Genomic DNA, 11,678 nt, shown 5'->3' with positions numbered 1-11,678 from the left:
GAACCGACCGATGGCCCGCGACCTGACCGCGACCGACTTCGCCGCCGTGATCTTCGACATGGACGGCACCCTGATCGACTCGACGCCGGCGGTGCTGCGTTCCTGGAGCCGGTGGGCCGAGGAGAACGGTCTGCCCGCCGAACGGCTCCAGGGCTTCCACGGGGTGCCGTCGGCCGGGGTGGTGCGGGCGGTGCTCCCGGCCGAGCGGGTCGACGCCGGGATCGCCCGGATCGACGAGCTCGAGCTGACCGACGTCGAGGACATCGTGGTGCTGCCCGGCGCCAACGAGGCCTTCCGGACGCTCCCGCACGACCAGGTGGCCATCGCCACCTCGTGCAACACGCCGTTGGCCCGGGCCCGGATCGAGGCCAGCGGGCTCGAGGCGCCGGCCGTGCTGGTGACCGCCAGCGACGTGGTCCACGGCAAGCCGGCCCCCGACCCGTTCCTGCTCGCCGCGGAACGGCTCGGCGTCGACCCGACCGAGTGCCTGGTGGTGGAGGACGCGCCCAAGGGGCTGATCGCGGCCAAGGCGGCCGGCTGCGCCACCCTCGCCGTGGTCACCACCACCCCGCGCGACGAGCTCGACGCCGACCTGGTGGTCGGTGACCTCTCCGCGGTGACCTGGTCGGACGCCGGCGGCCGGATCCGGCTGCACCTCGTCGACCGTGCGTACAACGCCCGCTGAGCCTGTCGAAGCGGCGTGCCGCAACGTGCGCTGAGCTCGTCGAAGCGCCGTACCGCAAACGTGCGCTGAGCTCGTCGAAGCGCCCTGGCGAAGCGCAGTCCCAGGGCTTCGACAGGCTCAGCCCGCGTCATCTCGCGCGGAGGGATGGACGTGCGCTGAGCTCGTCGAAGCGCCGTGGCGAAGCGCACTCCCAGCGGCTTCGACAGGCTCAGCCCGCGTGACCTCCCGACCGTGCGCTGAGCTCGTCGAAGCGCAATCCCAGGGGCTTCGACAGGTCCAGCCCACGTCAGGTCGCGCGGAGTGGCCTAGCCGGTCTTGCGGCGGAAGGTGCGCTTCTCGCTGACCGGGCCGTGGCTGGTGGCCTGCTGCGGATCGCGGTCGATGTGGTCCTCGCCGCCGCGCTTCTGCTTGTGCGCCAGCGCCTCGCGGAACTTCGCCTTGGTCGCCTCGCGGGCGTCCGCCGCGGTCTCCTCGGCGTCCGCCGGGGTCTTCTCGTCGGTCATCGCGTCTCCTCGGGGTTCACTGCTGCGGCGGCCAGGACGGCCGGTACGGCTCGCCCTGCTGGTCACCGGGCTGGTCCCACCCGCGCGGGCGCAGGTGGGTGATGTCGTCGTCGCCGTTCGCCTCCGACCCGGCTCGCTCCGAGGAAGCCTGCCCCGTCGCCGGCTGGCCCGCGCCCTCGGGTCGGACGTCCGCACCAGCGGGCTGGTCGCTGTGGGCGTCGCGGAGGTCGTCGGCCAGGGCCGACCGCGACGGCGTGCCGGCCGAGGCGGCGTGCGCCAGGGCGACGTCCTCGGTGGTCCGCACCGCGGTGCCGTAGGCGCTGACCTCGCTCAGCGTCTGGGTGATCTCGCTGCAGTCGAACCGCAGCCCGACCACCGCGTCCGCCCCGGCCTCGCGGGCCATCTCGACCATCCGGGTGACCGCCTGCTGCCGCGACCGGGTGAGGTAGTCGGCGTAGGCCTCGGGAGTGCGCGGGCGGCCGGGCGGCAGGTCGCGCGACCGCGCCACCACCCCGACGACCTCGCCGAGCACCTCGCTGATCACCGCACCCGGGACGCTCTCGGTGGTGGTCACCGCGAGGTCGCGCACCTGCAGGCCGGGCCGCGGCTCGGGCGCCGGCCCCGCCGACGGCTGGCTCTGCGGGCCGTAACCCGGGTGCCCCTGCTGACCGGGCTGGCCCTGCTGGCCGTAGGGACCGTGCTGGCCGGGCGGGCCGTAGCCGGGCTGCTGACCCGGCTGGCCGTAAGGCGACCCGCCGGGTTGCTGCCCGTACGGCGACGGGCCGCCGGGCTGGCCGTAGGGGTTTGGCTGGCCGGGCGGACGTCCGTAGGGCTGTTGCGGCTGACCGTAGGGCTGGGGCTGGCCCTGGGGCTGTCCCTGCGGTTGGCCGTACGGCTGGCCGTAGGGGTTCTGCCCGTAGCTGCTCATGGTGCGAAGGCTAACCGGCGCACGGGGCGTGGGCGAGGCCCGTGAGTACGATCGTGACAGCGCTCGGAGGAAGCGCTCCTGCCGAACGAATGAGGACATCGAATGACCGTGCCCTTGGTTCCCCCGAGCGATCTTGACCACACCCCCCCGGTCGACATCACCCAGTCGGTGTACTGGCAGCTCGAACGCCGCCCCGGGCTCACCTCCTACCGGTTGAGCAAGCGGACGCTGATCGCCCTGTCCTGGGCCATCGAGGATCAGTTCTGCGCTCCGGCCGACGCGCCGCTGCTGTTCGGCGCCTTCCAGCGGGTCCAGTTCTACAAGCGGGCGCAGCAGCGCTGGCAGCACCTGGCCGCCACCTCCCGGCACGCGCTGGTGTTCGCCGACTTCGATCCCGGGGACGCCCCCTCGATGCCGACCCAGGTCCGGATCGGGCCGGACGAGCCGCTCGCCGACGAGTGGATCGTGGTCTGCGACAGCCTCGACCTGCCGGTGGTGCTGGCCGCCTGGGAGGTCCCGGGTCAGGGCGTCGTGCCCGAGATCGACCGGCTGTTCCAGGCCGTCTGGACGATGGACCCGGAGTCGGTCCGGCTGTCCTCGCGGATCCTGGCCCAGATCGCCGCGAACCACGGCGTCGGCGAGGCCGCTCCGGTGCTCTACGAGCTCGCCGACAACCCTCCGCCGGCGGAGATCCGGCCGCGCGAGGCCTCCGAGCTGTTCAGCCGGATCGTCGCCTACCTCGACCGGTTCGGCACCCGCAACGACTGAGCGGTCCGGGGCGGCCCCGGGACGCGCGACCGGGGTCGGCTCAGCGCCCGCTTAGGCTGTGCCGGTGCACACCGATCCCGGGTCCGGCGCCCCGAGCGCGGCCGCCGACGCGCAGGCCGAACAGGCCGAGCGCGCCGAGCAGATCCGGGTCCGGCTGGCCAAGCGCGAGCGGCTGGTCGGGGAGGGCGTGGCGCCCTACCCGGTGACGGTGCCGCGCACCCACACGCTGCGTCAGGTCCGGGAGACCTGGGGCGGCCTGACGGCGGGCGAGGAGACCCAGGAGCGGGTCGCGGTGACCGGCCGGGTGGTGCTGCTCCGCAACACCGGCAAGCTCTGCTTCGCCACCCTGGCTGAGGGACTCGACCAGACCAGCTCGGGTGCCCGGCTGCAGGTGATGCTGTCGCTGGCCGAGGTCGGCGAGCAGCGGCTGGCCGCCTGGAAGGCCGACGTCGACCTGGGCGACTTCGTCGCCGTCGAGGGCCGGGTGATCAGCAGCAAGCGCGGCGAGCTGTCGGTGATGGCCGGCGACTGGACCCTCGCCTCCAAGGCGTTGCGACCGCTGCCGACGTTGCACGCCGAGCTGTCCGACGAGCTCCGGGTCCGGCAGCGTTACGCCGACCTGATCGTCCGTGAAGCCGCCCGCGACATGGTCCGGGCCCGCGCCACGGTGACCCGCAGCGTCCGGGAGACCCTGCACCGCAGCGGGTTCGTGGAGATCGAGACGCCGGTGCTCCAGCTCGTCCACGGAGGCGCCAACGCGCGGCCGTTCGCCACCCACCTCAACGCCTTCGACATCGACATGACGCTGCGGATCGCGCTCGAGCTGTTCCTCAAGCGGGCCGTGGTCGGCGGCGTCGAGAACGTCTACGAGCTGGGCCGGATCTTCCGCAACGAGGGCGTCGACTCCAGCCACAGCCCCGAGTTCACGATGCTCGAGTTCTACCAGTCGTGGGGGGACCAGCGGACGGTCGCCGAGATCACCCGGCAGATCGTCCTCGACGCCGCCGACGCGCTCGGGAGCCGGCAGCTCGAGACGCCGAACGGTGTGGTCGACCTCGACGGCGAGTGGCGCTGGCTCGGGGTCTACCCGGGGCTGTCCGAGGCAGTGGGCGAGACCGTCGACCCCGACACCGACGCGGCGACACTGCGGCGGATCGCCGAGCGGCACGACGTCGCGCTCGACCCGGCCTGGGACGCCGAGAAGATCGTCCTCGAGCTGTTCGAGGCGCTGGTCGAGCCGGGGCTGCTGCAGCCGACCTTCGTCTGCGACTACCCACCGTCGGCGCAGCCGCTGGCCCGCCCGCACCGCAGCGACCCGCGGCTGATCGAGGCCTGGGACCTGATCATCGCCGGGGTCGAGCGCGGCACCGGGTTCTCCGAGCTGATCGACCCGGTGATCCAGCGCGAACGGCTCTACGCGCAGTCGCTGGCCGCGGCGGCCGGGGACCCCGAGGCGATGCAGCTCGACGAGGACTTCCTGGCCGCGCTCGAGTTCGGCGCCCCGCCGATGGGCGGCGTCGGCATCGGGATCGACCGGTTGATGATGCTGTTCACCGGCGCCGGCATCCGCGAGACCATCCTGTTCCCGCTGCTCCGCCCGGGGAGCTGACCGTGGGCGAGCCGGGTGCCGTCCCCGACGGATCGGACCCGGTCGAGCTCGCGCACTGGCTCTTCGACCGGGCCCGGGCGGGAGAGACCGAGCGGCTCGGGGCCTACGTCGACGCCGGCGTCCCGGTGGACATGACCGACGCCCGGGGCAACACCCTGCTGATGCTGGCCGCCTACCACGGGCACGCGGCGACCGTGCAGGCGCTGCTCGACCGCGGCGCCGACGCCGAGGCGATGAACGACCGCGGTCAGACCCCGTTGGCGGGGGCGGTGTTCAAGGGCTACGAGGACGTGGTGCGCACCCTGGTCGCCGCCGGGGCGAGCGCCCGGACCGGCACGCCGAACGCCTGGGACACCGCGACCTTCTTCGACCGGCCCGACCTGCTCGAGATCCTCCGGACCGCCCGCGGCGAGACCGGACGCTGAGCGCGCGGCTCAGCCGGCGGTGGGGCGCCAGCTCGCGCAGGCCTCGCAGGTGCTCTCCGGGATGACGCCCGCGCGCATCAGCAGCCCGAACACCCAGCACCCGGCGCAGAACCCGACGACCGACTCGAGGGTGGCGAAGACGACCAGCACGGCCAGCACGATCCCGGCGGCCAGCGGCTGGTCCGCGACCAGCGCGAGCACCGCCGCGGCGGTCGAGAAGGTCAGCCCGATGGCCTGCGCGAACCGCTTCGGCGGACCCGGGACCAGCTTCGCGCGCCCCAGCCGGGGCGCCACGAGCCGGGTCGCGAGCAGCCCGAACAGGCTGAACCTCGGACCGCTGGCCACCCGGAGCGCGAACCCGACCGCCAGCGGGACGGTCAGCCAGTACCAACCGCCGAGCAGGATCACCAGCCCGCTGAGGACGACACAGCCCGCGACCACCCGGGCCGCCTTCTCGTTGACCGGGTTCGGGAAGGTCAGCACGCTCGCCAGGCTCACGTCACGACGGTAGGTCGCCACCGCGCCCGACCAACGCCGTGTTCACCTGTCGGGAAACCCGACATGACCGTCGGACCCGACCAGCCAGGCCCGCGCCACCGCGCGCAGCTCGGCCGGCCGTAGCGGCGCGAGGTCGTCGGGACCGAGCCAGCCGAAGCCGTAGCGGTTGCTCGCGCTCTGGTGGACGGCCTCGGGCCCGCCCAGCACCGGGTCACCGCCCGGGTCGGTGACCCTCAGGTAGTGGGCGGTCCGGCCGCCGTCGGTGCGGACGGCCAGCGGGACGGCGTGGTCGGCGACGAGCCCGGTCTCCTCGGCCAGCTCGCGGAGTGCGGCCTGCTCGGGAGTCTCGCCCGGTTCGATCCCACCGCCCGGGAGCACCACGTAGTCGGACACCCCGGTGGGGTCGACGCGATGCCGGGTCACCACCAGCAGCCGACCGCCGCGGACGACCACGGCGACCGCCCGGTCGGGACTCACCAGCTGCCGGGCAGCGGAACCAGCCCGTCCCAGTCCCAGCGGCGCAGCGGCAGGTCGTCCGGGACGTCGTCGGCCGACCCGTGATAGCGCGCCATCGCCGTGCGGATCGCCCAGGCGAACCAGTCGTGCAGGACCTGACGCAGCCGCTCGTCGCGGTCGAGCCCGACGTCGGCCAGCGCCTGGTCGAAGCAGGCGATCGCCCGGTTGTCCATCACCGTGTGCTCGCCGTTGCCGCTGTGCAGCCGGACGACGCCGCTCTCGTCGCCGTAGCGGTCGCTGTAGTCGTCAGGGCCGCCGAGCGCCTCGACGAAGTAGGCGGCCAGCCGGGGTGTGTGGTCCTCCCGGTAGCCGTGGCTGAACGCGTGGGCGACCACCTCGTCGGCCAGCACCCGCCGGTGCCAGGCCTCGGCCAGCGCCAGCAGACCCTCGCGGCCGCCGGCCGCCTCGTAGAGCGTGGGCATGCGCCCAGCCTGGCCCGACCCGCCCGGATAGGGAAGGAGAACGGCTCCGCCGCGGTCCTGATCGCGTCAGCGGCTCCGCCGCGGCCCTGATCGCGTCAGCGGCTGCGCCGCGGGGCGGGCGGCGGGTCGTCCGGGTCGCGGAGGTCGGAGAAGTCGACGTCGTCGTCCGGTCGGCGTCGGGGCAGTCGCCAGCCGCGCCGCCGACCCGCGGCGGCCGCCGGCTCCTCGGGCTCGGAGGCGGGCGAGGCGGGCGAGGGGGGCGAGGTCGGCGACGCCGTGGGGCGGGGCCGTGGGGTGTCGGCCGGTGCGTCGTCGGTGATCGGAGCGTCGTCGTCGCCTGGGCCGTCGTCCTCGGCCGGTGCGTCGTCGACGAGCGGGGCGGCACCGTCCGGGACGGCCACCGGGCGTCCGAGCTGCCGGGCCGCACCCCGGTCCCCGGCCCGGACCACCGCGACCCCGATCGCGGTGGTCAGCGGGACGGCGAGCACCAGGCCGATCGACCCGACCAGGGTGCGGACGATCTCGCCGGCGAAGGCCTCGGTCTGCAGCACCTCGAAGAGCGGGCGGTCGTAGATCGCGATCAGCAACAGGGCCCCGAGGGTGGCGCCCGCGGTGGCGAAGGCGATCGTGTAGACAGTCGAGGCGATGTGGTCGCGGCCGATCCGCATCGCCCGGGAGAACAGCTTGCGCCGGTCGGGATCGAGCTCGGCCAGCTCCCAGACCGCGGAGGCCTGGGTGATGGTGACGTCGTTGAGCACGCCGAGCCCGGCGACGATCACCCCGCAGATCACCACCGAGGTGAGCTTGAGGTCCGGGGCGGTGGCCGACAGCAGGTAGTCGTCGTCGGAGGCGACGCCGGTCAGGTGCGCCCAGCTGCTGGCCGCCCAGCCGAGCCCCGCGCTGACCACCAGCCCGAAGAGGGTGCCGAGCAGCGCGGTGGTGGTGCGGGCACTGAACCCGTGCGCGGCGTACAAGACCACGAACATGATCGCCGAGGAGGCGATCAGCCCGACCGCGACCGGGTTCGATCCCTCGACCAGGGCCGGGAACAGGAACTTGACCAGGATGAAGCCGGCGAAGGCCAGCCCGAGCAGCGAGGCCAGCCCCCGCCAGCGGGCGACCGCGATCACCACCGCGGCGAACACCAGCGCGATCACCACCAGCGGGAGCGTCCGGTCGAAGTCGGAGAACTGGTACGCCGGCGCCCCGTCGGTCGGCACTCGGAACAGCTTGACCTTCTCGCCCACCGAGGCGCCCGAGGAGTAGACGGCGTCGGTGAGCTGGACCTGGACCTGCTGGCCCTTCTCCGGACCGTCGAGCAGCCGGACGTCGATGGTCGCGCAGGTGCCCGCGGACCCGGCCTGACCGCCGCCGGTGGAACCGACCTGGCCGTTGCACGACACCGGGGTGACCCGGGTGATCTCGCCGGTGGGCAGGGTCAGTCCCTTGACCGAGTACTGCGACAGGTCCTGCCGGACGTGGCCGGCCAAGGGGCCCGGCCAGAAGGCGATCAGCCCGACCACCGTCCAGATCGCGACCGGGATCAGCACCACGATCATCAGCCGCAGGGCCTTGAGCTGGCGCACCGAGCCCTCCGCCGTCTGCGGGCGGCCGGCGTGGTCGGGATGCGGCACGGTCTGACCTAACCTGAGTCGGGCGACCTGTCCGTGGGGGCAGGCCGCAGCTGTCGGGGGTGTCGCCTGACACCCGAACGGTACCGAGGCGATCCACCTCGGCGCGGCAGCAGGACGGCCGGTGCACCGGCGGGATCGGACGGACGAGGGAGGGTCGCGCGTGCTCGTGCTGCTGCCGCCGTCCGAGGGCAAGGCGGAGCCGCAGCGCACCGGACGCCGACGGGTCGACCTGTCCACGCTCGCCCATCCCGAGCTGACCGAGGCCCGGCGCGCCGTGCTCGACGCGGTGGTCGGGGCCAGCGCCCGCGACGACGCCGCCGACCGGTTCGGCGTCGGACCGGCCGCGCTGGCCGAGGTCCGGCGCAACGTCGACCTCGCCCGGCTGCCGGCCCGGCCGGCCCACGAGGTCTACACCGGCGTGCTGTACGCCGCGCTCGACCACCCGAGCCTGTCCGCGGACGCCCGCCGCCGGGCCGCCCGGTGGGTGCGGGTGCAGAGCGCGCTGTGGGGGCCGATCCGGCTCGGCGACGTCATCCCGTCCTACCGGGTCTCCGCACACACCCGGCTGCCCGGGTTCGGGTCGTTGCCGGGCTGGTGGCGGGAGCGGACCGCGTCGCTGGACCTGCCGGCTGGTCCGGTGGTCGACTGCCGCTCGCAGGGCTACGCCGACGCCTGGCGGATGCCGGCCGGTGTCGAGACCCTGCAGGTCCGGGTGGTCACCGAGGTCGACGGCCGGCTGGTCAGCGTCAGCCACCACGCCAAGCACACCCGCGGGCTGGTCGTCCGGGCCCTGCTCGAGACCGACCGTCCGCTCCGGAGCGGACGGCAGGTGGTGGCCGCGCTCGGAGCGGCCGGATTCGACTGCGCGCTGCTGGGCGATGGTCCGCGCCGCCGGCTCGAGGTCCGGGCGGTGCTCGGCGGGAACGAGGGGTCGGACCGCCGCGAGGCGGCCGGGTGACCGGGCGACGTCCGCAGGCGAGCCGGGTGGTCGGGCTGGGCCGCCCGGTCCCGCTGTCCGCGATCCTCGGCCACCACCGCCGCGGGCCGGCCGATCCGACCCACCGGCGGATCGGCACCGGCTGGCTGCGGGCTTCGCGGACGCCCGAGGGGCCCGTCCTGCTCAAGCTGGCTCCGCTCGCCGACGGGGTCCGGGCCGACGCCTGGGGCCCGGGGGCGGAGTGGGCGATCGACCAGGTCCCGCGGCTGGTCGGTGCCGACGACGACCCGAGCGGCTTCGTCCCGCGCCCCGAGCACCCGCCGCTGGTCGAGGCGCTGCGGCGGTTCGGCAGCTACCGGGTCGGCGCGACCGACCTCGTCCTGGAGGCGCTGGCGCCGGCCTGTCTGGAGCAGGTGGTGACCGGCAAGGAGGCGTTCCGGGCGTTCCGGCTGCTGACCGCCGAGTACGGCGAGCCGGCACCGGGCCCGACCGACGACCCGGGCTCGGCCGCCTTCGGGATGCGGCTGCCGCCGACCGCCGAGGTCTGGGCCCGGGTGCCGAGCTGGAAGTTCCTGGCCGCCGGGGTCGAGCAGCGCCGCAGCCGCACCCTGGTCCGGGCGGCCACCCGCGCCACCGCGCTCGAGCGCACCCTGGGCCGCGACTCGGCCGCGGTCGACGCGGCGCTCCGCAGCCTGCCCGGGATCGGGCCCTGGACGTCGGCCGAGGTCCGCCAGCGCGCGCACGGCGACGCCGACGCCTGGAGCATCGGCGACTACCACGTCGGCAAGGGCATCACCTGGGCGCTGACCGGCGAGGCGCTCGACGACGACGCCTGCACCGAGGTCCTGGAGCCCTACCGCGGTCACCGGTTCCGGGTGCAGCAGCTGCTCGCCCTGATGGGCCTGCGGCCGCCCCGACGGGCACCGCGGATGACGCTGCCCACGCACACGCCGTACGCGACCCGCGGCCGGTCCTGAGCCGGACGGTCTGAGCCGGACGGTCCGCGGCGCAGCGGGTCAGCGTCCCGGCGGACGCCGGACGTCGACCGGTCCGGACTTAGCCAGCAGCGGCCACCGGCGGACCACCGCCCGGGTCGCGGCCGAGAACCCGCCGCCGGTGCGGAACCGGGAGATCAGCGCGACGTCGCCACCGCGCAGGTAGTCCAGGGCGTAGGCCTGCCACAGCCTGTTCCGGTCCCGCGGGACCGCCCGGATCATCGGCGGGTGGTAAGAGCGTCCCCCGAGGTCGACGACCAGCGGGCAGCCGCGGTCGAGGTTGCGCTGCACCACGTCGAGCTCGAGCGCCGGTCCCGGGTCGTCGAAGGTGACGCAGCCGGGGGCCCGGTCGACGGCGTCCCGCACCGCCGGGGTGATCCGGAAGCGGGTGCCGAACCGGCTGTCGGGCTGGTGCCAGCCGAGCCCGACCAGCACCGCCACCCCGAGCACGGCCGCGAGCACCGGACGCCCGCGCGGCGCGGCGGCGGGACGGCCGGCGAGGGTGCCGGCGGCGGTGCCGAGCACCAGGGCCGTCGGGGCCCCGAGCAGCGCGCCGTAGTGCAGGAACTCCGACGGGGTGGCCACCAGGACCAGGACCGAGACGACGTACAGCGCGACCCCCAGCCGGCCGAGCGCGGTGCGCAGGGCCAGCAGCAGCGCGGCCAGCACCACCAGCAGCACGACGCCGAGCAGCACGCCCGGCACCCGATCGCCGCCGTCCCCGCGCAACCCGGTGGCGACGGCCAGCCGACCCGACACCGTGCCGACCGAGCGCCGGCCCAGCTGGTCGGTGACCACCATCTGCCACATCGCGGTCGGCGCCTGGACGAAGAAGACCAGATAGACCACCGCGGCCAGGGCCATCGCGGCGAGACCGGTCGCCGCGGCTTCCCGCGACCGGCGGCCGACCAGCAGCCAGCCGACCACCGCCATCACGATCACGACTCCCCAGATCTTGATCGTCACCACCAGCCCGAGCGCGCAGCCGGCGATCACCGCCCGGCGGAGCCTCGAGGGCGGGAACGGGTCGGCGGGTCCCTCCGCGGTGCTCGACCCGGCGTCGCCGGCGTCCGGCACCAGCCGGCGCAGCCAGCGGCCCGGAGCTGTCCGGTCGAGTGCGGCGGGCCACCCGAAGCGGCCGCCGTCGACCCCGAGCAGCAGCACCGCGAGCACCAGCAGGGTGTTCTGCGGACCCTCGAGCAGGGTGGTGCGCTCGACGTAGGACACCGGGAAGAACAGCGCGTAGGTCAGCCCGCCCACCAGCACCGCGACGAGCCCGTGCCGGCGGAGCACCAGCCCGAGCAGCCCGGCCGTGACGGCGCCGACGGCTATCCAGGCGAGCCGGGCCAGGGCGAACGCGTCCGGGTCGCCGACCAGCCGGCCGAGCGCGGCGAACGGGCTCAGCAGCACCAGGATCCCGGGCGGCTGGAGCAGCAGGAAGTCGCGGTAGGGCAGCCGCCCGTGGACCAGCCCGACCGTGGCGGCGAAGTGCACCGCGTCGTCGTAGTTGCCGAGGCCGTGCAGCCCGCCGCCGCGGAGCACCGGGACCAGCCGGACCACGAAGGCGACCACCGTTGTGAGGGCGGCCGCGGTCGCCAGCGCCGGGACGCCCGGGCGGCGGTCCGGCGTCGCGGGCGGCGTCCGCAGCGGGACGGCCGGGCTCTGCGGGGTCGACACGCCGCTGCCTCCCGGGTGCTCGCTGGTCCGTCCGGGGCCGGACGACCTCCGCGGGAGCCTAACCGGGCCGTCTGAGACCCG

13 protein-coding genes are annotated in these 11,678 nt (G+C 74.8%); 6 read left to right on the top strand and 7 right to left on the bottom strand.

Annotated features, from left to right (window positions below; all coding sequences use genetic code 11):
• Positions 1 to 10 precede the first annotated feature (10 nt).
• The gene (locus tag FHX74_RS05695) at positions 11 to 685 is read left to right on the top strand and encodes an HAD family hydrolase (protein WP_182559150.1); all 675 of its coding nucleotides are present in this window, start codon (positions 11 to 13) and stop codon (positions 683 to 685) included.
• Between the two features lie 305 nt (positions 686 to 990).
• On the opposite strand, the gene FHX74_RS05690 is transcribed toward FHX74_RS05695, so the two are convergent.
• Positions 991 to 1,188: a DUF5302 domain-containing protein gene (locus tag FHX74_RS05690; RefSeq protein ID WP_182559149.1), complete on the bottom strand. Its 198-nt coding sequence runs from the start codon at positions 1,186 to 1,188 to the stop codon at positions 991 to 993.
• Between the two features lie 16 nt (positions 1,189 to 1,204).
• Positions 1,205 to 2,116 (bottom strand): heavy metal-binding domain-containing protein, encoded by a 912-nt coding sequence (locus FHX74_RS19815; protein WP_220483565.1) that lies wholly within the window; start codon positions 2,114 to 2,116, stop codon positions 1,205 to 1,207.
• Positions 2,117 to 2,224: 108 nt separating this feature from the next.
• Between FHX74_RS19815 and FHX74_RS05680 the strand changes: the two genes are divergently transcribed.
• From FHX74_RS05680 to FHX74_RS05670, 3 genes are all read left to right on the top strand, one after another.
• Positions 2,225 to 2,884, top strand: coding sequence for a DICT sensory domain-containing protein (locus tag FHX74_RS05680; protein WP_182559148.1), 660 nt, complete (start codon positions 2,225 to 2,227; stop codon positions 2,882 to 2,884).
• 142 nt (positions 2,885 to 3,026) lie between these two features.
• A complete protein-coding gene (gene lysS, locus FHX74_RS05675; protein WP_328823722.1) occupies positions 3,027 to 4,493 on the top strand; it encodes a lysine--tRNA ligase in 1,467 nt (488 codons plus the stop codon).
• Positions 4,494 to 4,495: 2 nt separating this feature from the next.
• Complete coding sequence (locus FHX74_RS05670; protein ID WP_182559146.1) at positions 4,496 to 4,918, top strand: ankyrin repeat domain-containing protein; 423 nt, start codon at positions 4,496 to 4,498, stop codon at positions 4,916 to 4,918.
• Between the two features lie 9 nt (positions 4,919 to 4,927).
• Here FHX74_RS05670 and FHX74_RS05665 read toward each other — a convergent pair whose 3' ends face one another.
• The 4 genes from FHX74_RS05665 to FHX74_RS05650 form a co-directional block, all read right to left on the bottom strand.
• A complete protein-coding gene (locus FHX74_RS05665) occupies positions 4,928 to 5,416 on the bottom strand; it encodes a DUF4395 domain-containing protein (protein WP_182559145.1) in 489 nt (162 codons plus the stop codon).
• A 42-nt stretch (positions 5,417 to 5,458) separates the two neighbouring features.
• Positions 5,459 to 5,893 carry an NUDIX domain-containing protein gene (locus tag FHX74_RS21020; RefSeq protein ID WP_328823659.1) on the bottom strand — a complete coding sequence of 145 codons (435 nt, stop codon included), beginning with the start codon at positions 5,891 to 5,893 and terminating at the stop codon, positions 5,459 to 5,461.
• The gene (locus FHX74_RS05655) at positions 5,890 to 6,354 is read right to left on the bottom strand and encodes a group II truncated hemoglobin (RefSeq protein WP_182559144.1); all 465 of its coding nucleotides are present in this window, start codon (positions 6,352 to 6,354) and stop codon (positions 5,890 to 5,892) included. The genes FHX74_RS21020 and FHX74_RS05655 overlap by 4 nt, the downstream gene beginning before the upstream one ends.
• A 95-nt stretch (positions 6,355 to 6,449) precedes the next feature.
• The gene (locus FHX74_RS05650) at positions 6,450 to 7,988 is read right to left on the bottom strand and encodes a YibE/F family protein (RefSeq protein ID WP_328823658.1); all 1,539 of its coding nucleotides are present in this window, start codon (positions 7,986 to 7,988) and stop codon (positions 6,450 to 6,452) included.
• 160 nt (positions 7,989 to 8,148) lie between these two features.
• Between FHX74_RS05650 and FHX74_RS05645 the strand changes: the two genes are divergently transcribed.
• Both FHX74_RS05645 and FHX74_RS05640 read left to right on the top strand, forming a co-directional pair.
• Entirely contained in the window at positions 8,149 to 8,946 is a 798-nt protein-coding gene (locus tag FHX74_RS05645; protein ID WP_182559143.1) for a YaaA family protein, read from the top strand.
• Positions 8,943 to 9,902, top strand: a complete 960-nt coding sequence (locus FHX74_RS05640) for a DNA-3-methyladenine glycosylase family protein (RefSeq protein WP_182559142.1) — start codon at positions 8,943 to 8,945, stop codon at positions 9,900 to 9,902. Before FHX74_RS05645 ends, FHX74_RS05640 begins: the two co-directional genes overlap by 4 nt.
• A gap of 39 nt (positions 9,903 to 9,941) precedes the next feature.
• Here the strand turns inward: FHX74_RS05640 and FHX74_RS05635 are convergent, their stop codons facing one another.
• The gene (locus tag FHX74_RS05635; protein ID WP_182559141.1) at positions 9,942 to 11,597 is read right to left on the bottom strand and encodes a glycosyltransferase 87 family protein; all 1,656 of its coding nucleotides are present in this window, start codon (positions 11,595 to 11,597) and stop codon (positions 9,942 to 9,944) included.
• Positions 11,598 to 11,678 lie beyond the last annotated feature (81 nt).

Origin of the sequence: Microlunatus kandeliicorticis (genome assembly GCF_014137855.1) — a bacterium.
GTDB lineage: Bacteria > Actinomycetota > Actinomycetes > Propionibacteriales > Propionibacteriaceae > Microlunatus > Microlunatus kandeliicorticis.
This window is presented reverse-complemented; position numbering and strand designations above follow the sequence as displayed.